The organism is Hymenobacter properus, from assembly GCF_015694735.1.
Taxonomy (GTDB): Bacteria; Bacteroidota; Bacteroidia; order Cytophagales; family Hymenobacteraceae; genus Hymenobacter; species Hymenobacter properus.
This window is the reverse complement of record NZ_JADQDP010000001.1, coordinates 946,915-967,037: the sequence shown is the minus strand read 5'-3', so window position 1 is coordinate 967,037 and position 20,123 is coordinate 946,915. Positions and strand designations below refer to the sequence as shown.

The 20,123-nt window shown below is 61.1% G+C and carries 24 protein-coding genes and 1 tRNA gene; 10 read left to right on the top strand and 15 right to left on the bottom strand.

Going from position 1 to position 20,123, the window contains the following annotated elements:
* Positions 1 to 24 precede the first annotated feature (24 nt).
* Positions 25 to 1,449 carry a tyrosine-type recombinase/integrase gene (locus tag I2I01_RS04115; protein WP_196285140.1) on the top strand — a complete coding sequence of 475 codons (1,425 nt, stop codon included), beginning with the start codon at positions 25 to 27 and terminating at the stop codon, positions 1,447 to 1,449.
* Between the two features lie 298 nt (positions 1,450 to 1,747).
* Positions 1,748 to 2,116, top strand: coding sequence for a hypothetical protein (locus I2I01_RS04110; protein WP_196285139.1), 369 nt, complete (start codon positions 1,748 to 1,750; stop codon positions 2,114 to 2,116).
* Between the two features lie 36 nt (positions 2,117 to 2,152).
* Here I2I01_RS04110 and I2I01_RS04105 read toward each other — a convergent pair whose 3' ends face one another.
* Positions 2,153 to 2,479, bottom strand: coding sequence for a hypothetical protein (locus I2I01_RS04105; protein ID WP_196285138.1), 327 nt, complete (start codon positions 2,477 to 2,479; stop codon positions 2,153 to 2,155).
* A 251-nt stretch (positions 2,480 to 2,730) separates the two neighbouring features.
* On the opposite strand from I2I01_RS04105, the gene arr reads away from it, so the two are divergent.
* The gene (gene arr, locus I2I01_RS04100) at positions 2,731 to 3,162 is read left to right on the top strand and encodes an NAD(+)--rifampin ADP-ribosyltransferase (protein WP_196285137.1); all 432 of its coding nucleotides are present in this window, start codon (positions 2,731 to 2,733) and stop codon (positions 3,160 to 3,162) included.
* Positions 3,163 to 3,194: 32 nt separating this feature from the next.
* Here the strand turns inward: arr and I2I01_RS04095 are convergent, their stop codons facing one another.
* Positions 3,195 to 3,797, bottom strand: coding sequence for a hypothetical protein (locus I2I01_RS04095; protein ID WP_196285136.1), 603 nt, complete (start codon positions 3,795 to 3,797; stop codon positions 3,195 to 3,197).
* A gap of 297 nt (positions 3,798 to 4,094) precedes the next feature.
* Between I2I01_RS04095 and I2I01_RS04090 the strand changes: the two genes are divergently transcribed.
* Together I2I01_RS04090 and I2I01_RS04085 are read left to right on the top strand one after the other, a co-directional pair.
* Entirely contained in the window at positions 4,095 to 4,442 is a 348-nt protein-coding gene (locus tag I2I01_RS04090) for a hypothetical protein (protein WP_196285135.1), read from the top strand.
* A gap of 114 nt (positions 4,443 to 4,556) precedes the next feature.
* The gene (locus I2I01_RS04085; RefSeq protein ID WP_196285134.1) at positions 4,557 to 5,132 is read left to right on the top strand and encodes a dihydrofolate reductase family protein; all 576 of its coding nucleotides are present in this window, start codon (positions 4,557 to 4,559) and stop codon (positions 5,130 to 5,132) included.
* A 32-nt stretch (positions 5,133 to 5,164) separates the two neighbouring features.
* Here I2I01_RS04085 and I2I01_RS04080 read toward each other — a convergent pair whose 3' ends face one another.
* The gene (locus tag I2I01_RS04080) at positions 5,165 to 5,302 is read right to left on the bottom strand and encodes a hypothetical protein (RefSeq protein ID WP_196285133.1); all 138 of its coding nucleotides are present in this window, start codon (positions 5,300 to 5,302) and stop codon (positions 5,165 to 5,167) included.
* A gap of 264 nt (positions 5,303 to 5,566) precedes the next feature.
* Between I2I01_RS04080 and I2I01_RS04075 the strand changes: the two genes are divergently transcribed.
* From I2I01_RS04075 to I2I01_RS04060, 4 genes are all read left to right on the top strand, one after another.
* A complete protein-coding gene (locus I2I01_RS04075) occupies positions 5,567 to 5,827 on the top strand; it encodes a hypothetical protein (RefSeq protein WP_196285132.1) in 261 nt (86 codons plus the stop codon).
* Positions 5,828 to 5,921: 94 nt separating this feature from the next.
* Positions 5,922 to 6,125, top strand: a complete 204-nt coding sequence (locus I2I01_RS04070) for a hypothetical protein (RefSeq protein ID WP_196285131.1) — start codon at positions 5,922 to 5,924, stop codon at positions 6,123 to 6,125.
* A gap of 50 nt (positions 6,126 to 6,175) precedes the next feature.
* Positions 6,176 to 6,595, top strand: a complete 420-nt coding sequence (locus I2I01_RS04065) for a hypothetical protein (RefSeq protein WP_196285130.1) — start codon at positions 6,176 to 6,178, stop codon at positions 6,593 to 6,595.
* A 385-nt stretch (positions 6,596 to 6,980) separates the two neighbouring features.
* Complete coding sequence (locus I2I01_RS04060) at positions 6,981 to 7,205, top strand: hypothetical protein (RefSeq protein ID WP_196285129.1); 225 nt, start codon at positions 6,981 to 6,983, stop codon at positions 7,203 to 7,205.
* A gap of 162 nt (positions 7,206 to 7,367) precedes the next feature.
* On the opposite strand, the gene I2I01_RS04055 is transcribed toward I2I01_RS04060, so the two are convergent.
* The 10 genes from I2I01_RS04055 to I2I01_RS04010 all read right to left on the bottom strand — a co-directional run bounded on the left by I2I01_RS04055 (position 7,368) and on the right by I2I01_RS04010 (position 17,604).
* On the bottom strand, positions 7,368 to 7,739 hold the full coding sequence (locus tag I2I01_RS04055) for a DMT family transporter (protein ID WP_196285128.1): 372 nt from the start codon (positions 7,737 to 7,739) through the stop codon (positions 7,368 to 7,370).
* On the bottom strand, positions 7,736 to 8,731 hold the full coding sequence (locus I2I01_RS04050) for a sterol desaturase family protein (RefSeq protein ID WP_196285127.1): 996 nt from the start codon (positions 8,729 to 8,731) through the stop codon (positions 7,736 to 7,738). Before I2I01_RS04050 ends, I2I01_RS04055 begins: the two co-directional genes overlap by 4 nt.
* A 159-nt stretch (positions 8,732 to 8,890) precedes the next feature.
* Positions 8,891 to 9,781: an N-acetylneuraminate synthase family protein gene (locus tag I2I01_RS04045; RefSeq protein ID WP_196285126.1), complete on the bottom strand. Its 891-nt coding sequence runs from the start codon at positions 9,779 to 9,781 to the stop codon at positions 8,891 to 8,893.
* A 78-nt stretch (positions 9,782 to 9,859) separates the two neighbouring features.
* On the bottom strand, positions 9,860 to 10,651 hold the full coding sequence (locus I2I01_RS04040) for an SDR family oxidoreductase (RefSeq protein ID WP_211537805.1): 792 nt from the start codon (positions 10,649 to 10,651) through the stop codon (positions 9,860 to 9,862).
* A 20-nt stretch (positions 10,652 to 10,671) separates the two neighbouring features.
* On the bottom strand, positions 10,672 to 12,021 hold the full coding sequence (locus I2I01_RS04035; protein ID WP_230678864.1) for an aminotransferase class III-fold pyridoxal phosphate-dependent enzyme: 1,350 nt from the start codon (positions 12,019 to 12,021) through the stop codon (positions 10,672 to 10,674).
* 108 nt (positions 12,022 to 12,129) lie between these two features.
* Entirely contained in the window at positions 12,130 to 13,083 is a 954-nt protein-coding gene (locus tag I2I01_RS04030; protein WP_196285124.1) for a transketolase family protein, read from the bottom strand.
* Between the two features lie 132 nt (positions 13,084 to 13,215).
* On the bottom strand, positions 13,216 to 14,073 hold the full coding sequence (locus I2I01_RS04025) for a transketolase (RefSeq protein WP_196285123.1): 858 nt from the start codon (positions 14,071 to 14,073) through the stop codon (positions 13,216 to 13,218).
* 77 nt (positions 14,074 to 14,150) lie between these two features.
* Positions 14,151 to 14,960, bottom strand: coding sequence for a cytidylyltransferase domain-containing protein (locus tag I2I01_RS04020; RefSeq protein WP_196285122.1), 810 nt, complete (start codon positions 14,958 to 14,960; stop codon positions 14,151 to 14,153).
* A gap of 114 nt (positions 14,961 to 15,074) precedes the next feature.
* Positions 15,075 to 16,151, bottom strand: coding sequence for a glycosyltransferase family protein (locus I2I01_RS04015; RefSeq protein WP_196285121.1), 1,077 nt, complete (start codon positions 16,149 to 16,151; stop codon positions 15,075 to 15,077).
* Between the two features lie 280 nt (positions 16,152 to 16,431).
* Positions 16,432 to 17,604 (bottom strand): MFS transporter, encoded by a 1,173-nt coding sequence (locus I2I01_RS04010; RefSeq protein ID WP_211537804.1) that lies wholly within the window; start codon positions 17,602 to 17,604, stop codon positions 16,432 to 16,434.
* A gap of 239 nt (positions 17,605 to 17,843) precedes the next feature.
* On the opposite strand from I2I01_RS04010, the gene I2I01_RS04005 reads away from it, so the two are divergent.
* Positions 17,844 to 18,485, top strand: a complete 642-nt coding sequence (locus tag I2I01_RS04005) for a sce7726 family protein (protein ID WP_196285120.1) — start codon at positions 17,844 to 17,846, stop codon at positions 18,483 to 18,485.
* 34 nt (positions 18,486 to 18,519) lie between these two features.
* Here the strand turns inward: I2I01_RS04005 and I2I01_RS04000 are convergent, their stop codons facing one another.
* Both I2I01_RS04000 and I2I01_RS03995 read right to left on the bottom strand, forming a co-directional pair.
* Positions 18,520 to 19,293, bottom strand: a complete 774-nt coding sequence (locus I2I01_RS04000) for a GDSL-type esterase/lipase family protein (RefSeq protein WP_196285119.1) — start codon at positions 19,291 to 19,293, stop codon at positions 18,520 to 18,522.
* A gap of 730 nt (positions 19,294 to 20,023) precedes the next feature.
* A tRNA-Asp gene (locus tag I2I01_RS03995) sits at positions 20,024 to 20,099 on the bottom strand.
* Positions 20,100 to 20,123: the final 24 nt, after the last annotated feature.

Sequence of the window (20,123 nt, the reverse complement as noted above, 5' to 3'; positions counted from 1 at the left end):
ATTAAGTAACGCAGCGTATACCCCATGGCCAACGAGTCCATCCGCTTCTACCTGCACAACAAAGCCAACGCCGAAGGCCGCCAGCCCATCAACATGGAGGTGCGCTGGGCCAAGCACGTGGCCGCGCCCGCCGGTACCACGCCGGCCGTGCGGCTGAGCACGGGCAAGGTGTGCCACCCCAAGCACTGGAAAAACGAGCAGGCCACCAGCAAAGAGCCCGGCAGCACCGGCATCAACGACCGCCTGGCCGCGATGCGAAAGGCCGCGGGCAAGCTGCTCGACAAAGCCGCGAACGAGGAAACCACCGTCACGCCCGACCAGATGAAGGCCGAGCTGCTTGCCGTCACCCAGCGCAAGCCCGCGGCCCCCGCCGGCGCCGCGAAGAAGCCCAAGGCCGTCACCATCGCCGGCGTCGCTGCCGAATACGAGGCCTACCACACGCCCCGGCGCGGGGAGTTTGCGCTGCGCAAGTACAAATCGTTCGTGGCCAGCTGGGAGGCCTACCGGCCCGGCACCCTGCTGGCCGACCTGCTGCCCGACGAAGACGGCCAAACCGAAATCGTGGAGGGCTGGCTGGCCTATCTTTCCAATGAGCACGTGCTGCCCAACGGCCAAATCGGCATGAGCGACAACAGCGTGGGCAGCCACATCAGCCGGCTCAAGCAGCTGCTCAAGTTTCGCGGGCTGCGCACCGACTGGCTCACCAACGACTACAGCTACGAGCCCGACATCGAGCCGCTGCTTTTCGAGGAGGTGTTGCAGCTGGCTCAGCAGTGGTTGCCCGACCCGTACCCGCCCATCCGCGACTGCTTCGTCTTCAACTGCCTGACCGGGCCCCGCTACGCCAACCTGAGCCGCCTGGCCCGCGAAGCCGTGCGGCAGGACAGCAACGGCACCTGGATTATGGAGTACGCCCCCGTCAAGGCCAGCCGCAACACCAAAAACGTGCGCGTGGCCTTGGACCCGCTGGCCGTGGAAATCTGGCAGCGCTACGAGGGCCAGCTGCCCGTGCCCGCCAACCAGACGATGAACGACTACATCAAGGAAGCGGGCCGCCTGGCGGGGCTGAACCGCTCGGTGCTGAAGGTGGTGCGCAAAAACCGCATCAGCCACGAAGTGCGCGGCCCGCTCTGGCAGTTTTTGACCTGCCACGTGGCCCGCCACACCTTCGGCACGCTGCTGCTCGACGGCGGGGCCGCCCTCACCGACGCCCAGGACGGGCTCGGGCACGTCAACATTCAGAACACCCGCCGCTACGCCAAGACCCGGGACGCGCGCCGCCACGGGACCACGCTCACCGCCTTCAGCAACCTGCGCGGCACCTCCACGGCCGAATCCGGTTCGCACACTTCGCCCGAAGATTCGCACACTCAGCCCGAAAGTGTGCGAGAAACGGCGGCAGTACCCGGCACTTTACGGCAAGCCAAACGCATCAAACCTGCCACCTGAGGCTTGCGGCGGCACTTCGCCCGCCGTAAAGCGCCGTAAATAATCAGAACGATGGGTACAAGTGGGCCCACGAAAAACCTCCCTGCCTTGTGCGGAGAGGTTTTTTTATTGCCGAACTACAAAAGGCAACTATACTGAATCAGCCAAACGCCAAGTCTGCTCGGCGGAGCCTTTCTTGCCCATTTCTTCTTTGCGTTCCTGAAATCTGATTACTGCCGGTAATAGCGCCTGTGGCTAAACGGCTTTTCGGATTGCCTCCCTGGCGGTGGCAGTCCCGGGGCCACACTATCTTGCGGCCATGTCCACCAACCGCATTCTCGCCCTCGGCGCCGTGGCCCTGCTGCTCTATCTTGGCTTTTCTTACGGCCTGCGGGCTGCCTTCCCCTGCACCGAAGTGGGGTGTGATACGGCAGTTTCGGGCCGCATAACCGGTGCCTTTCAGCGAAAAAAATCCCGCACGTTTTTCCTGGACGGGAAACTCGACCGCCGTTACGACTTCGATGCCTTTGCACCCGCCACCGGGCCCGCAGAAGAAGACAACCCCCTCAGCCAGTACCTGCGCAAAGGCGACCTTGTCAGCAAGTCGGGCCGGGCCGCTCTGCTTACGGTGCAACGCGGCGACACCCTCACCCGGTGGGTGTGTTCTCCATCGCCGGCTGTTCCTTAGCTGCCGATACACGTAGCAGAAGAGTAGCGGCCGGGGCTAACGCCGCTTGCGCAAAATGCTGCGGGTAGGCCGGGCTCCGGGCTGGGCCTGGTTGGCGCGGGGCTGGTCGGCGCGGCTGGTGCCGTTATCGAGGTTGCGCTCGGGCAGGCCGTTGGGGAAGGTGGGACTGGTAGTGCCGCCCAAATGCTTGTCGGTGTAGCCCTTGGGGTAGGCGGGCACGGCCGCCGCGGGCGCGGCCCCGGATTGTGCGGGCAGGCCGGTGGTTTGCGGCACGGGCGCCGGGGCGGTTCGGCGGGGCACCTGCGCGCCAGCGGAGCCGGCTGTTAGGGCAAACAGGGAAGCGAGCAGCAGGAGGGGGCGCATTGGGAAGGCGTGAGGAGTGTGGGGATTGCGCTTGTACGGCAAAAGGGCCACGACGGCCACCGGGGCCCCAGTAAGAGAAAGCCCAAAATGAGCTTAACCGTCATAGAAAAGGTGGCCCTGGCTTACCAGACCATACTCCTCAGCTACGTTCAAAACGACAGGCAGGCGCCGGGAAAGGCACTAATGAGCAGGTCGCTATTTTTAGGCGTCTTTTTACCTTGCTTTTCACTGCTTCAGCCCCACCTAAGCGTATGCAAGACCACCGCCCCACCGAAACGCCGGTGTTAGATGCCGGCCCCTTTTACCACGGCACAAAAGCAGATTTGCCCGTGGGGGCCCTGCTACGGGCCGGCTTCCGGTCGAACTACCACCCCGAGGTGGTGATGAACCACATTTACTTCACGGCCTTGCCCAACGGGGCGGGCCTGGCAGCGGCCCTGGCCCCTGGCACCGGCCCGGAGCGAGTGTACCGCGTGGAGCCAACAGGCCCCTACGAAAACGACCCGAACGTGACAGACAAAAAGTTTCCGGGCAACCCGACACGCTCCTATCGCAGCCGGGCCCCCTTAAAAATAGTGGGCGAAGTAACCGATTGGGTGCGCCAAACGCCGGAGCAAATCCAGCAGTGGCGCGAACGGCTGGAGGCCATGCGAAGGGATTCCGGCGCGAAGATTATCAACTAGCGTTTCGATGGAGGCACTAGACTAGGGTTTGCTCACGGCCCAGCTACATAGGTTGGCGGAAATGAAACCGAGAGGGCCTTGCCCGAGGGCAGCACGCACCGGAAAGACCCGCTCACCATGCGCGAACCGGGGTCGTACACCGACCGGCCCGTGGCCTGGGTGGCGTCTCCGGCCTCAGTGCTCACCGTCACTGTGTTGGTTTCGTTGGGGGTAGCAAAGCCGGGGCTGGCCGCAAAACGGGCCCGTAGCCGGCCCTCCACCGATAAGTCGCCCGATACCACCAGCCGGGGGGCTGCGTCGTAGCTAGCCTCCTCGATGCGGCCGCGGCCCAGCCGAAACGGTTGGATGCCAGGCTCCTGTGCCATGAGTTGAATAGGGGGCTGGTGGCGCTCGGTTTCGGCTTCCTGCTGGGCATGCTCCCGCCGATGGCCCCGCCAGCCGAAGGCGCCCGCGAGCAGCAGCGCCAGCACGCCCAGCGTCCAGCCCACTACTTCCTTAAGCTCGCGCGGAACCCAAGTGCTGCGAAAGAACAGCCGCAGAAACAAGCCGGGGACAACCACATACTGCATCAATAACACGGCTGCCACCACCGCCATGATTAGCAGAATGAAAAACCAGTAGAGCAGTCCTATCACGAAAGCTGCGGAATAAGTGGAGCCGAAATGGACGGCAAACTACGACAAAGCTCGTCGCGGTTTCCGCTGCCTTGCCACCAGTGAAACGGCGGCTCATCACAGTCAAGTCCTTGTTGTCCCGGTTAGCACTGGCCGTTGCACCGGGCGCCGTTGGCCCGGTTGCCGCTGGGGTTCGTCATCACGCTGGCTTTCCACACTCGCTCAAGAAATAGCCTGCGAGAGGGGCAGAGGAGGGCAAAGTTGCTATTCTGGTTAGCCGACGATTAATTTAGCTAAAAAATTTGCTAAGCTGTCGCTATGCCCACCGCCCCCAAGGTCTACTACGAAGCCGAAGAGCCGGCCACTGAATTCACCCCCGACGCCCCATCTGAGGCCCAGGAACAGCATCCGGAATACGGCGAGGTGTTCAGCCAGGACGAAGAAACCGCCCCCGTTATTGTAGTAGCCGCCCCGGCCGCCACGTTTGCTTACGCCGTGGGCCACCGGGTGCAACCCGCGCCTGAGGCGCCGGCGCGCGAAATCATTTGGCGGGGGCAACTGCGAGAACGCCGACCCGAAACCGGGCTCATCCACCGCACCAACGTGTATCGGCTCAACGACGGCTTCTGGGACTGCTACCGCGAAGACGAGCTGCGGGCCGCCTAGGGCAGCAGGCGAAATTTATGGCTCGGGTGGCCCGCCTTTTTGGCGTAATTGCCCCTGTTCCGGGTGCATCCTTTGCTTCACCTTTGTGCCCGCGCCCACCCATTCGCATCGCACATGAGAAAGCTCCGCATCATCGAACACACCTCGCTGGACGGCGTCATTCAGCACGACAACAGCGACGGCTTCGCCCACGGCAACTGGACGACTCCCTACCGCACCCCCGCGGGCCTGGCGGCCGTGGTCGAAATCTACGGTAGCCGCTTCGACTTGCTGCTGGGCCGCCGCACCTACGACGCCTGGGCCACGTTCTGGCCGCAGGCGGGCGACAGCCCGATGGCCAACGGCCTAAACGCGGCCACCAAATACGTGGCCACCCACCGGCCCGAGAGCCTCGACTGGGGGCCGGCCCAGGACTTGGGCACCGACGTTCTGGCCCACATTCGCCTCCTCAAAGCCACCGCCGGGCCCGACCTGCTGGTGTGCGGGAGCTCCACGCTTACGACCCTGCTCCTGGAGCAGGGCTTGGCCGACGAGCTGGTGCTGCTGGTGTACCCGGTGTTGCTGGGGCAGGGCAAGCGCTTTTTTGCGAACCAGGCCACTCCCTGCGAGCTGGCGTTCGTCAGCTCGCAAGCCACGTCCACGGGCGTGCTCCTGAACACTTACCGCTACGTGGGGCCGCTACGGGCTTGAGGAGGCCGTTGAAGAACAACAAACACGCGGCCTTACAGCCCCAGCATGTGGTGTTTCCACAAGGCCCACACGAGGCCCACGACGGCGGCCAGCCCCATCAGCACGTACACCACCCGCGCCTGCCGCGAGCGGAGGTATTCGATACGGGGGCGGAGGGTGGCAAAGCGCATGGCAGGAGGGTGTATTTCAGCCCAATACTCCAATAAGCCCCAGGAAGTTGCGGCAACATCATTACTTAATTGTTGCATTTGTAGCCATGCAATACGCAAGGTGCGCGAAGTTCACCCGCGGCGCGCAAGGGGCATGAGGCGGCTGGACCACAGGAAAGGGTAAGACCCGGTGAAGGCGGCCCGGAAAAGTAACAATTGACGGCCTGGGTGTATGAATACATGCATGTTGGGCTATCTTTGGTCGTACTTCATAATTTGCTGCCCATGGCCTTAAACTTTGATGAATTCCAGAAAGTCGTAGAAACGGCTCAACAAGCTGACGCGGTAAAAGCCGATTTGAAACGCGCCCTGCGCAAAGTGACCACCACGCTGGGGGCCCTGCAAGCGGCTCTGAGCGAGATGGAAACCGTGCTGGCCGACGACTACGTATCGGCGCCCCGCACGCGCAAGCCCCGCACTCCCCGCGCTGAGCAGGAAGGTGGCGCCCCAGCAAAGAAGCCCGGCCGACCCAAGAAAAACGCATAACGGTTCGGCCATTTCGCACTGCCTGAAGGGCGCTTACCCACCGGTAAGCGCCCTTTTTTATGTGGCGGCGCCTTCCTTGCCGTAATTTAGTCTCATGGAATTTCAGAAGAGAAAATATGTATTCCGGGGCATGGACGGCTTTGCCGGTTTTCGCAACGGGCAGGAGTACGAATTAGAAATTCGGGCCACCGAGGCCACCGACGAGCAACCTAGTGAAATCGTGATAATTAACCCGGTTTCGCGGCTGCACACCTACTGCAGCAAGCAGGAGTTCAGCCAGCGCTGGGAGAAAGCCTAACGCTTGGGCGGTGGCAATGCAGCCCCCGCCGGGCTACCTTTGCGGCCGCTATGGCGCTTGGTAAACTTCGCGTACACTTTCGGAATGCCGCCGGGCAGGTGCTGGAACAGCCCACCGGCCGCTACATCATCATCCGCTACACCAATGGGCCGCGCCGCTTTGCCGACCTGCAAACGCTGCTCGGGCACGGCAAGCAGCTGCTGGCGCTGCGGCAGTGGCACAAGGTGGTGGGCGACCACCGGCGTATGACGCCCTTCACGCCGGCCGAGTCGGCCTGGGTCACCGACTGCTGGCTGAGTATGCCCCGCACGCGCATGCGCGAGTTCTTCGGCGCGGTGCTGCTGCCCGCCGACGTGCTGGGCCGCATCCCAACTGAGCAAGCCGAAGGCGAAGCTATAGCTAATGCATTGACTTACCGTTTGTTTGCTGAGGAGTCCGAAGCAGCGGCGTGGCTGGAGCAGCTGCCATAACGGCGGCCTCTATTGTTGCTTCCGGTATACGGGTAACGGCTGATTATATCTTCTCCGACGGCCTCACCCTGTGCCCGAGGCTGGCCCTATGCCGCTGCTCGACGGTGAAGCAGGCCCCGCTGTTCACGCCCGTCAACTGGCTGATGATTCAAGTATAATCAGCCTAAAGGCAGCTTTTTATTTACTTCCGGTATGGAAGCCGTTGGCTGGGGATTGGTAAGCGCAGTGGAAAGGTATTGGCCTTCATAATCAGTGTTAACTCAACTGTTGAGCCGGAATAATGGATGCTGATGCAGCGCGCTGCCGGACTCTTTGCGGCTAGTGCCAGGCACTAAAAAGCACTTTTTTCATCGACCAAACATGTCACTTTGCGTAGTTTGGCGGTATGAATACGCAACTACTGACCAAATACCGCATCTTCAAGCTGCAACACGAAACCCCCATGCCGGGCCACAGCGCTACCTGGACGTTTAAGTCTCTGGCCGGCGAGGAAAGCCACGAGTTTGACTCCGAAGCCCAAGCCCACGAGTGGGTGGCTGAAAACCCTGAAATCATGATTAGGTGCCGGGAATTCGTCATCGTGCCCGTGTACCATCTGGTGCTGGCTTAGCTTCTTCGTCAAAAGCAAATCAAAACGGGTAGTTAAAAAGCACGTCCTGCTGAGCGCCGTCGAAGCCTCTCTACTGCATTAGTAAATGATTACTTAAGTGGTAGAGAGGCTTCGACGGCGCTCAGCAGGACGTGCACTTGTGCCTGACTGCTTGGTATTGAGCTATTCCACGCGCCGCAGTCCTAATACTCCAATGATAATCAGGCTGGTGAAGAAAATACTTTGCCAGGAAAGCGGCTGCTTGAGGTACACGGTATCGACCAGCTTAATGCCGACTACGGCCAGCGCCATCCAGGCCGAATAGGCCGTGGCAGTGGGGATGTCTTTCATTGCCAGCGAGAGGAAATACACGTTGGCCAGCCCAAAGCCCACGTAGGCCAGCAGCGGCAGCACCGGCAGCAGCAGCGTGGGCTGGACCACACTGTGCGCCCAGGCTATTTCCTTGATGCGCTGCATGCTCAGCGCCTTGAGGCTATACGTCCAGCATACCTCCATGAAGGAGGCCAAAAACAGCGAAAACCAGGGATTAATCAACGGGACGAAACGGCAGTGGGGGTGTGAGAAGAGGCAGCCGGAGCCGGAATTTGGCCAAAATTACCGCCTGGGCGCTGCGCTGGAATGGTTTCGGAATAGGGTTCGGGCACGGGCCAGCCGTGTAGGGGCTTCAAGGCCGGCACCCGGTCCGTCAGCTTGGTGAGCAGGCGCCCGCGGATGCCGTGGTAGGCCCGAAAAAGGCGCGACCGTTTGGCCAGTTCCTCCTCGCTGAACCGGGCCACCGAAAAAACGTGCTGGCTGAAATAATCCTTTGGGAAAACGTAGGGCAAGCCCCACTTCTGCGGCTTGCGGCCGTCGGGCAGATAGGCGGTGCCAAAAATCCAGTCCCAGAAGGCGAATTTGGTGGAGAAGTTGGCGTAAAACACTTCCTCGTGGTCGGCGTGGTGCCAGAGGTGCATCTCGGGGCCGTTGATGAAATATTGCAGGCGGCCCGAGCGCACGTCCACGTTGCAGTGAATCCAGATGCCCCACACGGCGTCGATGCAGGCCTTGATGGGCACCACCATGGGGTCGGCTCCGAGCAGGACGATGGGCGCAAACTCGATGGTCTGGTTAATCAGAATCTCGACGGCGTGGGAGCGGGAGCCCGCCAGCCAGTCTACCTGCTTGCCCGAGTGGTGCGCCTCGTGGGTGCGCCAGAAAAACGGGCTGCTGTGCTGAAACCGGTGAAACCAGTAGATGTAAAAGTCGTGCGTAATCACGAAAAACAGCACCTGCACCCAGATTGGCCAGCCCGTCACAAAATGCAGCTTCGAGAACCCAAAATGCTGGTCGAGCGGCTGAATGATGTAGTCGAAAATAATAATTTTCAGGGCGTAGCTCTGCACGAAAGTGTAGAGCACGAGGTCCGTCCAGAAGCCTTCGCGGAAAAACGGCAGCCCCTTGCGGTAGGGGATGACGCGTTCCAGCGTAATCACGATGGCCACCCAAATCAGCAGAATGGCCGTGGTGATGAGTTCGACGTGGTGCATGGGTATTGGGGTTGTATAAGAACGTCATGCTGAGCGAAGTCGAAGTATCTCGCGTGCAGCAGTAAACCAATTGTTAGGATTTACTACGGCACGCAAGATGCCTCGGCTACGCTCGGCATGACGTTCTATAATCAGCTCAGTGTTACTAACCCGAACTGCTTACGCGTTGTTCGGCGTCAGCTCGCGGCGCAGGCGGGCACGGGGCTCCAACTCGGAGTCGTACACGCGCTTCACGCCGTCGCCGAGGCCCTCTTCTACGTCGCGGATGTCGCGCACGAGCTTGGCCATGCCACCGGGCTCAACGGAGGCGGCGTGGTCGGAGCCCCACATGGCGCGGTCGAGGGTGAAGTGGCGCTCCACGAAGGAGGCGCCCAGCGTCACGGCGGCCACGGTGGTGGCCAGGCCGGTTTCGTGGCCTGAGTAGCCGATGGGCGTGTTCGGGAACATGCCTTGCAGCACGGGCACCATGCGCAGGTTCAGCTCGGCCGGCGGGCAGGGGTAGGAGGAAGTGGAGTGCGCAATCATGAGCTTGTCGAGCCCTACCCACTTCACGGCCTGGTGGATTTCGTCCAGGGTGCTCATGCCGGTGCTCAGCATCAGCGGGCGGCCGGTGGCGCGCACGCGGTCGAGCAGGGGCTTGTCGGTAAGCGAGGCCGAGGCCATTTTGTACATCACGGGCTCAAATTGCTCCATGAAATCTACCGACGGCTCGTCCCAGCACGAGGCAAACCAATCGATGCCCAGTGCGCGGCAATAGTCGTCGATGGCCGTGTATTCGACCTGGCCGAACTCGGTTTTGCGTTTGTAATCGATGTAGCTCATGCGGCCCCAGGGGGTGTCGCGCTGCTTTTCCCACTGGTCTTTGGGCACGCACAGCTCGGGCGTGCGCTTCTGAAACTTCACGGCATCGCAGCCGGCCTTGGCGGCTTCTGAAATGAGCTGCTTGGCCAGGTCGAGCGAGCCATTGTGGTTGATGCCGATTTCGGCAATGATGTAGGCCGGGTGGCCCGCGCCAATGAATCGGTTTTTGCGAATTTCAACAGCTTGCATAAGATGAAGCGTTAAGTTGGTAATCAGTAAGAAAAAACACAGGCAGCCGATCGATTGACAGCTGAAAAAAGTGTTGGATTAAATAGCCGTCCAGCCGCCATCTACCACCAGGTTGGCCCCGGTCATGTAGGCCGACGCATCGGAGGCCAGAAAGACCACCGCGCCCTGGTAATCAGTAGCGGCTGCCATGCGGCCCAGCGGCGTTTTGGCGCTGTATTGCTTGATGAAAAACTCGTCCTGGCTGTTCTCGACGCCGCCCGGCGAGAGGGTGTTTACGCGCACGCCGTCCTTGCCCCAGTAGGCGGCCAGGTAGCGGGTGAAGTTCACCACCGCGCCCTTGGTCATGGGGTAGGAGGGCGATTTGTAAAAGGTTTGCTCGCCGGCCTCGTTGCGGTAGATGCTCTGGTCGGGGCCCACGAGGCCGTAGGTGCTGGCCACGTTAATGATGGAGCCGTGGCCCTGCTGCGCCATGGGCGTGCCAAACACCTGTGCCGCCAGAAACACCCCCGTCACGTTCACCTCCAGCACTTGCTGAAACGTGGCCAATGGGAAGTTCTCGAACTTGCTGAGGTCGGCCGCCAGGGCCGGGTTCTCAAACATGTCGTTGATGGCCGCGTTGTTCACCAGCACGTCGATGTGGCCGAATTGGGCCAGAATCTGGTCGCGCGCCGAGGCCAGCGAAGCCGGGTCGGTCACGTTCACGGCCAGCGGCAGGTGAATGCCACCGGGAAGCTCCGCAGCTACAGCGGCGCAAGCTTCGGCGTTGAGGTCGGCCACCACCACGTTGGCGCCGGCCTGGGCCAGCGCCTCGCAATGCTTGCGGCCGATGAGTCCGCAGGCGCCCGTGACGATGGCAGTTTTGCCAGTCAAATCAAATAAGCTCATCTACGTTACTTGGCTTTGACCGGCGCGGCGTTGGTTACTTTGCGGAATACGGCTTCCACCGGCTCGCCCAGCAGGCGCGAGGCCACGTCGCCGGCTTTGATGGCTTCTTTGAGCAGCGGCAGCACTTCGCGGTAAGCCGACAGGGTGTAGGCCACGTCCTCATCCGTGTGCGAGAAGCACATGTTGTGGAAGCCGCCCCACATGATGCCGCGCTTAAACATTTCCTGCTGCACGAAAGCCTTAATCTCCATGCCGTTGCCGGCCGAAGGGTCGAAGGTTACGATGGTGCGGCAGTCGTAGCCGTAGCACTTGGTGTATTGGCCGATGCCCAGCCCGGTGGCAATTTCGTTGTAGCCGTCCTTGAGCTTCTTGCCCTGCTCGGCGAGGCGGGCGGGCACGTTCTTCTCGCGCATCTCCGTAATGGTGGCCACGGCCGCGGCTAGGCTCAGCGCTTCGCCGCCGAAGGTGGTGAAGAAAAACACGTCCTGCTCAAAGAGTTGCATCACGTCGCGCCGGCCGGTGAGCAGCGCGATGGGCATGCCGTTGGCGAAAGCCTTGGAATACACCGCCAAATCGGGCGTGATGCCGAAGTACTCCTGCGCCCCGCCCACGGCCACGCGGAAGCCGGTCCACATTTCGTCAAAAATCAGTAGCGTGCCGTTCTCTTGGCACAGGCGGGCCACTTCGTGCAGGAAGTTGTCCTTGGGCGCGTCGAAAATGAAGGGCTCCAGGATGACGCAGGCCACGTCGTCATCGAGCAGCGCTTTCAGCGAATCGATGTTGTTGTACTCGAAAGCGGCCACCAGGTCCTTGCTTTCCTGCGGGATGCCCTTGTCGCGGCTGGTGGTGCCGATGTACCAGTCGTGCCAGCCGTGGTAGCCGCAGCACAGCACCTTGTTGCGCCCCGTGAAGGCCCGCGACACGCGCACCGCCGCCGAGCACACGTCGGCCCCGGTCTTGCTGATGCGGATGCTCTCGGCGTTCGGAATAATCTCGTGAATCAGCTCAGCCAGCTCCACTTCCAGCTCGTGCATCATCGAGAAGGTGATGCCGTCTTCGAGCTGGGCTTTGATGGCTTCGTCAACTTTCGGGTAAGCATAGCCCAGCGAGATGGGGCCAATACCCATCTGGAAATCAATGTACTCGTTGCCATCCGCGTCCCAGATGTGGGAGCCTTTGGCACGCTTCACATACTTGGGGCTCACGCCTTTGGTGTACTGGCCCGGGCCCTTGGCAAGGGTCTGGGTCACGGGCGTCATGATGCGCTGGGCGCGGGCGTAGAGCTCGTCCGACTTCGAGATGTCGGGATAGTTTTCGTTAGAAGAAACGGTGTTGGGCATGGGGTTTTGTGTCATCCTGAGCGCAGCGAAGGACCTTATCACGTCCTTGCCGCATGTGTTAGTGATTCTGACGAAAGCCAACGTGATAAGATGCTTCCTTCGTCAGCATGACAGGCGATTTAGTTACTCCGCAAACTCGTTTTCGAGCACGGCCGGGCCTTCGGCAATGGCCTGGGCCGACTCGCCCAGGTGCTCCGTGATGCGACGGGCAATGTGGTGGCCGGTGAAGCCTTCGTATTCCAGCACCGCGCTCAGGCAGCCGGGGCGGTACCAACGTTCCTCCAGTGCCAGCGGCAGCACGCGGGCCGTGAGCTGGTGGCGCAGCAGGATTTCGGCCAGAATGGAATACAAGCCGCCGGTGATGAAATGGTCCTCCACCGTGACGATGAGCGAGCCGCGGCGCACTACGTCGAGCAGGGCCGCCTCGTCGATGGGCTTGAGGCTGCGCAGGTTGATGAGGCCCACCGACTTGCCTTGGGCCTGCAGCAGCTCGCGGGCCACCAGCGTTTGCTCGAAGAGCATGCCGTAGGTGATGATGGTGATATCGGTGCCCTCTGCCACAATTTCGGCTTTGCCGATTTCAAACGGGGCATGCTCGTAGGTGCCGGGCCGGGTGTTCACGCGCAGGTAGGCCGGCTGGGGCGAGGCCCAGATGGCGGGCAGCATGGCCACCATGTCGGCCTCGTCGGCCGGGGCGAAAACCGTCATGCCCGGAATGCCGCGCATGAGGCTCACGTCCTCAATGGCTTGGTGCGTGGGTCCGTTGCCATCGGATAGAAAGCCGGGCACGAAGCCGCTGAGCTTCACCGGCAGCTTGCCAATGCCCACATCGGTGCGGATGAATTCGAACGCCCGCAGCGTGAGGAAGGTGGCCAGCGCGTGCACCACCGGCACCCGGCCGCGCAGGGCCAGCCCGGCAGCGGCGCCGATGAGCGTTTGTTCGGTGATGCCCGTGTCGATGAAGCGGGGGCCGAGCACGGCGGGCAGGTTGCGGATGAGGGCGCGGTTTTCGGCCGTCATCACCACGATGCGCTCATCGGCGAGGGCAGTTTGCTTGATTAATTCTTCGTAGTTCATAGTCTGGTTTGCCTGAGTTGTCAAACGGTCATGCAGAGCGCAGCGAAGCATCTCGCGGGCTTCGTTGCATTCATTATTGATTACTGCCACAAGCGAGATGCTTCGCTGCGCTCTGCATGACGTGCTTGAGTATTATCGTACCGTCAGCGTTTCGCTCGTGAGCGTGGTGGCTACCTGGCTGTGCAGCTCCTTCAACAACTCTTCAATCTCGTCCGCCGAGAAGTTGCAGAACCAACGGTCGGCGCGGGCTTCGATGCTGGGCAGGCCGCGGCCGCGCACCGTGTCGCAGATGATGACTGAGGGCTTCGAGTCGGAGAAGGGGAGGGCGGCGAAGGCGTCTTCCAGCTGCGCGAAATCGTGGCCGTCGATGCGGCGCACTTCGCAGCCAAAGGCTTCGAACTTGGGCGCCATGGGTTCCAGCGGAATCAGGTCTTCGGTGGCCACGTTGGCCTGGAAGTGGTTGCGGTCGACTACCAGCGTGAGGTTGTTGATTTTGTGGGCGCTGGCTACCAGCAGGCTTTCCCACACGGTGCCCTCGTTCAGCTCGCCGTCGCCGGTGATGACAATGATTTTATTGTCCTGGCCCCGCATCTTGCAATCCATGGCCACGCCCAGGGCCACACTGGGCAGGTGGCCCAGCGAGCCCGAATGGAACTCCACGCCCGGTACGTTGCGGTTGGGGTGCCAGTAGATGTGGTCGTCGGTGCTCAGGTGCTGGTCGAGGCGCGCTTTGTCGATAAAGCCCAGCTCCACGAAGGTGCCGTAGAGGGCCGGCACGTCGTGGCCCTTGCTCAGAAACAGGTAGTCACGGTTGGGGTCCTGCAGGTTGTCGGGCCGCACGTTCAGCAGCTCGCTGTAGAGGTACACCAGCAAATCGGCGCAGCTCAGCGAGGCGCCGGTGAAGCAGCCGCCGTCGGTGCTCAGGCGCACGATGTGCTCGCGCACCTTCAGGGCCATTTTTTCTAGTTTCTGTTGGTTCTCTGAGGTCATGAAGGGCTTGGTTTTTCGTTTTTGGTCGTTGGTTTTTGGTTGCTTGTTTTCAGAAGCCAAAAACAAGCAACCAAAAACTAAAAACCAGTTTTGGTTTGCGACGAATCCACAGTTTTAAGTTCGTCAAGGTGGTTGCGGTACCAGTTCACGCCGGCCAGGTGGGCATTGAGTTGGGCAATGTCGGGCCGCTCCGCGGTCAGGCGTAGGATGTCGTTGATGCCGAAAGCAGGGTTTTGGTGGTACAGCGCGTCATAAACGGCGCTGATGAATTGATAGTCTTCGGGGTAGTCGATGGTCCAGCGGTGGCTCATCGAAAAGTCCTTGCAAGTGTCCCAGGTCACGTTGCCGATGGCAAACCGCTCGGGATTTTCCCAGAAAAAGGGCGTGGTGTGCTCGCGCTCCAGCGGCCGCTTCGCCTCGCGCCAAGCTGTTTCCAACAGCGCGAAGGGCATTACCTCCACGTCGTTGCCATCGGGGAAGGTGGCAGGGTGCAGGTTGCTCACGAAGTCGTAACGCTCGGCGAAGTCGAGGTAGAAACGCACCACTTCATCAATGATGGCTGGGTCGATGAGCGGGCAGTCGGAGGGGATTTTCAGCACCACATCGGCAGCGTAGTGGCGGGCGGCTTGGTAGTGGCGGTCCAGCAGGTCCAGCGCGTCGCCACGGAAGCAGTTCAGGCCGTGGGTGGCGCACAGTTCCGCAATGGCGTCATCGGCGGGGTCAGTGGTGGTGGCTACTACCACGGTGCCGGCCAGCGGGGCGCGCTGCACCCGCTCCACCATGCGCACCAGCAGTGGCTGGCCCGCCAGCGGCAGCAGCACCTTGCCCGGCAGGCGCGAGGAGCCCATGCGGGCCTGCACAACGGTCAGAATCTTGGGAACGGCCATAGGGGGCGGTTGGCAATATCCGGAAGTCGAAGACCGGCCCGGAATACTCTTAAATATTAGGAAAATGCCCTGAAATAAACGGTATCTCCCTTACAGCGAACAACAAAAAATGCGCTAGTGCACGGCCAGCGGGCCGCCCACCGGCTCGGTTTGGGCGAAGGTTTCCGGGTCGTACTGCTTCAGGAAGGCCGGTCCGCTGCCTTCGAAGTGGCTGAACTCCCGGCACACCGCCGCAATGCGCCGGGCCGAGGTGCCGCCGTTCTGCCAGGGCAGCTTGCGCTTGAGGTCGTCCACGTCGAAATAGGAGTGCACCGGCTTGCCCAGCGCCAGACCCACGTAGACCACGGTGGAGTATTGGGTGATGAGCTCCACGCAGTTGGCAATCATGTGGTCGGTGTTGCCTTCGGTGAAAATGAGGGTATCGGCCGGGGCGTTGGCCCGGATTTCGTCCACCGCCCGGGGCAGGGTTTCGTTGGGGTGCAGCTTGAAGGCCAGCGGACGGCCGTTGGCAATGCGCACGCACTCCCGGATGAACTTGGGCCGGTTTTCGGGCGTGAAGGTTTCGCGTAGGTCCGAAGTGGCCACCAGCACGTAGCCACGGTGCGGGAAGTCGTTGTGGCGCACCTGCTCGATGTTGTCGAAGTTGGGAATGCCCGTCACCAGCAGCTTGTCGGCATCCACGCCCACGCGGGCGAAGTGCTCGGCGTAGCCTTTCGAGGCCACGCAGTAGATGTCGCAGCAGTTGTTCATGCCATTGAGGGCCGTGCCGATGGCCAGGATGGGGTAGCGCGTGAAGCGCTTCACCATGCGGGCCCAAAGGTTGAGCGGGTCGGTCATGCCCTCCTGCACAAACACGGTTTTGGTGCTTCTAACCAGGGGCCAGGGCACAATCACGTCGGAGCAGCATACGATGAGGTCGTAGGTGTTGCCGTAGACGCGGGCCTCAAAGTCGTTTTTCAGGTTGTGCTCGGCCAGGTACTTGTCGGCTTTCTGCTTGATTTTGCCGGTGACGATGGTTTTGTCGAGCCCGCCCGTCCAGACCAGAAACTCGTAGAATTTGCGCTGCCAGCCGTCGTAGTAAAGCTGGCTGAAATATGGCTCGAACTCGTCTTCCAGCAGCTGCGCAATCTGGTGCATCTGCGTGGTTTGATTGGGCGAGCCGATGAGAAACAAGGCCTTTTTGCGGGACATGCAGAAGAATAAGTTGAAGCTGGCAAACCACAGGCAGCGGGCCCGTTTTCGTCTCAACTGCCGAGGCAGGTAAAGGTTGGCGGCCCCGCGGCGGGGCACCCACCCGAAAACGGGGCTTGGGGCAAGGTACAGCACAAAGGGCGAAGTAAAGAATGGCGCCAGTGGCTACTGTTAGGCTTGGGTTTGCTTATTGTGAAGGTTTCCCGAAGCAGGCTCAGCCGTGGGCGCTCGGCGGCAGAATAATACTGCCGGACCTTGCGGCTCTGGCCGCCAGGAGGCATCAGGTGGCGGATAAGGTGGGCTGCCGAAACTGCCGGGCCGCGAAAAGCACCGCCACGGCAAACACGGCCGCCGCCACCACAAACTCCAACCGGTTGCCTAAGTGATAAAAGAACGTGCCCACCATGGGCCCGGCCGCCATGCCCAGAAAGCGGAAGAAATTGTAGAGGCCCATGGCCGTGGCCCGGTTCTGCGGAAAGTCGTTGGCCAGCAGCGTGGTTTGGACCGGCAGCGACAGTCCCAGGCACAGCCCAAACAGCGCCATGCACGCCAGCAGCACCGGCAGCCCCACCGGTACCGCCGCCGCAAAAGCCAGCGTAGCCCCCACGTTCAGCGAAGCCGCCACCACCAGAAATTGCCGGGCCGAAAACCGCTCCTGCACCCGGCCGCCCACCAGGCTGCCCAGCACCACGCCCAGCGACAGCGGCAAGAAAGCCAGCCCGTTCTGGCTGGGCGTCAGCTGATAATAGGCCACCAGCAAGGCCGGCAAAAACACCAGAAACGTGTAGAACGTGAAGTACTGAAAGAAGCCCAGCGCGATGACGGCCCGCCCCACCGGCTGCGCCAGAATGGCTCCGAAATCGCGCAGGCTGAACCGCCGCCCCGGCGCCTCGGGCCGCGTTTCCACTACGTACACCCAACTCAGCAGGAGCAGCAGCAAGCCAGCCGAAGCCAGCACCCAGAACACCCCACGTAAGCCAAAATACTGCCCCACAAACCCGCCTATCACCGGTCCCACCGCCGGCCCCAGCGCCACCAGCATCTGAAACGTGCCCATGGCCCGGCCCCGCTCGGCGCCCCCAAACAAGTCGCCAATAACCGTAGTGGCCACCACCGACCCCACTGCAATGCCACCGGCCTGCAACACCCGCAGGGCCAGCAGCACCGGCATGGTAGTGGCATAGGCGGCACCCACCGAGGCCAGCACGTACAGCAGCACGCCCGGCAGCAGCATCTTCTTGCGGCCCACATTGTCGACCAGCGGGCCATACACCACCTGCATCAGGGCCATTACCACCGTGAAAATGGAAATGGTGAGGTTGACCAGGTATTCCGAGGCCTGAAACTGCTGCTTCACCTGGGGCAGCAGCGGCGTATAGATGGACTGCGTAAACGGCCCAAAAAAGGCCGCAAACGACACCAGATAAGTAATAAGCTTCTTGTTTATTTTCATGGAGGGAGTAGGGTAGGTGAGGCCACGACCTGGCCAGCGCTTTACGGCTTCCCGCCGGCAGGGGTATTGTGCCAGCTTACTTTTTGCTTCCCTGCCCGCTTTTGCAAAAGCAACCTCGTGGGTAAGGCTGGACCCTGCAAAGGCGCTCCGCCAGCGTACCAAAATGCCACCTCGGCAAGTATTTTTTTGCTGGTTCGAAACCTGCAAAGCAGGGATGGAGCGTTACTTTTGGGGTTGCCATGAACGACCCGGAAATCCGTGCCCTGCTCTACCCATTGCTAGCGGGCGGTGTGCACATCAACGAGTTGCCCACCGGCACCACGCGGGCCGACGTGGTGCACATCACCGAGCACTTCATGCACGGCTACGAGGTGAAGGGCGACGGCGACACCCTGCAGCGCGTGGCCAACCAGCTGCGCTGCTACGGCGAGGTCTACGACTTCGTCACCTTCGTCGTGACGGAAAAGCACCTGACCAAGCTCCTGCCGCTGCTGCCGGAGTGGGTGGGCGTGCAAGTGGCCTCGGCCGAGGGCCTGCGCCTGCACCGAGCCGCGGCTTACAACGCTACGGTGGCCCCTGCGCCCCTGTCCCGACTGATTTTGCTGGAAGAAGTGAAGCAGTTTTTGCTGGCGCGGGGCCTGGCCGGGGCCAGCACGCTGCGCGGGGCCGAAATCGGCCGCTTCCTGCGCACCACCAACGTGGTGCCGCTGTCGGCGCTGGCGCAGTTTGTGCGCGAGCGCCTCATTGCCCGCCTGCCCGAGCGCCTGCTTGTGCGCGCCGAGCGCAAGGCCGAGCGCGAGCGCCTGCCGCCCCGCCGCAAAAAGGCCCGGCCGAAAGCGAAGAAGAAACCGGCCGTTCGTAAAAAAGCCCGCGCCGTGTAGCAGCGCAGGCTTTTTTAGCGGCGTACATTTCTAGTTACTTCCTTTTGAGAGCAGCGGCCACGGCCTGGTTCAGCAAGGGTTCCATCACGCGGTAGCCGGCCAGGTTGGGGTGCACGCCGTCTTCGCCGTAAGCTTTGCGTAGGCCGTTTTGCTCGTCTTTGAGGGCGGTGTGCATGTCGTAGTAGGCAAAGTGCTGCCGGTTGGCGTAGGCCTGTAGCTGCTGGTTGAGGGCCAGGATTTTGGGGGCCGGGTGCAGGCCCTTGCGCCACCAAAAATCCGTGGCCGGTGCTATCGAGCCCAGCACCACCCGCACGCCGTGCGCCTGCGCCAGCTCGCACATGCTCATAACGTTGTTCAGGGTGGTTTGTGGGTTGAAGGGGCCGCTGTTTTCGGCAATGTCGTTAGTGCCGGCCAGGATGACTACCACGGCCGGGTGCAAGTCCAGCACATCGGCGCGGAAGCGTACCAGCATCTTGCCCGAGGTTTGCCCGCTGATGCCACGCCCCACATATTCGTAAGCTTTGCCCCGGAAAAAGGCCGAATCGGCCTTCACCCAGCCCTCGGTGATGGAATTGCCGATGATGACCACGCGGGGCCGCCCGGGCTGGGGCGCGGGCAGGCGCTGGTTGGCGGCAGCGTAGCGTTCGAGGTAGGCCCAGTCGTTGTGCAGCAGGTATTCCTGGCGCTGGCGGTAGGCGTCGTCGGCCGCTTTCTTGGCAGCTTCGGCTTCGGCCGAGGTGGGCTGCTGGGCGCGGGCGGCAGGGCTTAGCAGCAACGCCGCGGCCAGCAGGGCAAAGGCAGTGTTCATGCGGCCAATTTACGTCAGCACCAGGGGTTAGAAGTAAGGTGGTGTGGTCGCAGTTTTAGCGCTCCGACCGCCCTTGGTCAAGCCGCTTGGCTAAAATCTGGCTTTTCCTGAAGACGGGTGTGAATACAAGCCTTTTGCGTCTGGGTAACCGTAGTTCATCCTGAACCAAAGCAGCCAAGCCAAGTATCCCCGGCGGCATAGGGAATTCTTTAGGTAGCAGTCAGTTTTCGGCGTTTTCTTCAAACGTTTGCGGTCATTCTTTGCAAACGTTTGGTATAATTCACCCAAGCCAATCGATACCTCAATTGTTTCAACTTATAGAATCAAAAAATATGCCCTCAGACGCTGTAATCTGCGGAAATGCTTGGTCTCAGCCTGCTTACACAGGTAGCTGAAAACGCAATAGGGGCGGGGAGAAAACCTATTTCACACCGTAGTCAGCTAATTTATAATTATTCCTTGTTTTAGGGATTTGAATAGGGGCGCTGATTTGCAAGAAGGAGCGGTAATTGTTTTCGATGCGGGCCAATGCTGTACGACTCCTGCAGCGCCCGGAAAAGGGTTTCTAAAAGTTCACAAACGTTTCCGGAAATAAAGGGAGCGTACTCGTAGCTATTTTCGCTGGATATTCCAAGCGCTCTGGTAGTCAGCTTTTAAACTGTTAAAACCCCCTTAGCTTGAAACAAACAAAAGCAAAAAATCCCGGCCGCAGGAGCAGTCGGGATTTATGCTGTAGAGAGAGGACTCGAACCTCTAATTGTACTAGCGAGATAGGCTAGCGCGTCTGCCAATTCCGCCACCCCACATAGTTTGGTAACTCAAAAATACGT

Bases quoted from the DNA above. Each gene is read 5' to 3' on its own strand.
- I2I01_RS04115 (WP_196285140.1), top strand. From the start codon at position 25: ATGGCCAACGAGTCCATCCGCTTCTACCTGCACAACAAAGCCAACGCC.
- I2I01_RS04110 (WP_196285139.1), top strand. From the start codon at position 1,748: ATGTCCACCAACCGCATTCTCGCCCTCGGCGCCGTGGCCCTGCTGCTC.
- I2I01_RS04105 (WP_196285138.1), bottom strand. From the start codon at position 2,479: ATGCGCCCCCTCCTGCTGCTCGCTTCCCTGTTTGCCCTAACAGCCGGC.
- arr (WP_196285137.1), top strand. From the start codon at position 2,731: ATGCAAGACCACCGCCCCACCGAAACGCCGGTGTTAGATGCCGGCCCC.
- I2I01_RS04090 (WP_196285135.1), top strand. From the start codon at position 4,095: ATGCCCACCGCCCCCAAGGTCTACTACGAAGCCGAAGAGCCGGCCACT.
- I2I01_RS04085 (WP_196285134.1), top strand. From the start codon at position 4,557: ATGAGAAAGCTCCGCATCATCGAACACACCTCGCTGGACGGCGTCATT.
- I2I01_RS04080 (WP_196285133.1), bottom strand. From the start codon at position 5,302: ATGCGCTTTGCCACCCTCCGCCCCCGTATCGAATACCTCCGCTCGCGG.
- I2I01_RS04075 (WP_196285132.1), top strand. From the start codon at position 5,567: ATGGCCTTAAACTTTGATGAATTCCAGAAAGTCGTAGAAACGGCTCAA.
- I2I01_RS04070 (WP_196285131.1), top strand. From the start codon at position 5,922: ATGGAATTTCAGAAGAGAAAATATGTATTCCGGGGCATGGACGGCTTT.
- I2I01_RS04065 (WP_196285130.1), top strand. From the start codon at position 6,176: ATGGCGCTTGGTAAACTTCGCGTACACTTTCGGAATGCCGCCGGGCAG.
- I2I01_RS04060 (WP_196285129.1), top strand. From the start codon at position 6,981: ATGAATACGCAACTACTGACCAAATACCGCATCTTCAAGCTGCAACAC.
- I2I01_RS04050 (WP_196285127.1), bottom strand. From the start codon at position 8,731: ATGCACCACGTCGAACTCATCACCACGGCCATTCTGCTGATTTGGGTG.
- I2I01_RS04045 (WP_196285126.1), bottom strand. From the start codon at position 9,781: ATGCAAGCTGTTGAAATTCGCAAAAACCGATTCATTGGCGCGGGCCAC.
- I2I01_RS04035 (WP_230678864.1), bottom strand. From the start codon at position 12,021: ATGACACAAAACCCCATGCCCAACACCGTTTCTTCTAACGAAAACTAT.
- I2I01_RS04030 (WP_196285124.1), bottom strand. From the start codon at position 13,083: ATGAACTACGAAGAATTAATCAAGCAAACTGCCCTCGCCGATGAGCGC.
- I2I01_RS04025 (WP_196285123.1), bottom strand. From the start codon at position 14,073: ATGACCTCAGAGAACCAACAGAAACTAGAAAAAATGGCCCTGAAGGTG.
- I2I01_RS04020 (WP_196285122.1), bottom strand. From the start codon at position 14,960: ATGGCCGTTCCCAAGATTCTGACCGTTGTGCAGGCCCGCATGGGCTCC.
- I2I01_RS04015 (WP_196285121.1), bottom strand. From the start codon at position 16,151: ATGTCCCGCAAAAAGGCCTTGTTTCTCATCGGCTCGCCCAATCAAACC.
- I2I01_RS04010 (WP_211537804.1), bottom strand. From the start codon at position 17,604: ATGAAAATAAACAAGAAGCTTATTACTTATCTGGTGTCGTTTGCGGCC.
- I2I01_RS04005 (WP_196285120.1), top strand. From the start codon at position 17,844: ATGAACGACCCGGAAATCCGTGCCCTGCTCTACCCATTGCTAGCGGGC.
- I2I01_RS04000 (WP_196285119.1), bottom strand. From the start codon at position 19,293: ATGAACACTGCCTTTGCCCTGCTGGCCGCGGCGTTGCTGCTAAGCCCT.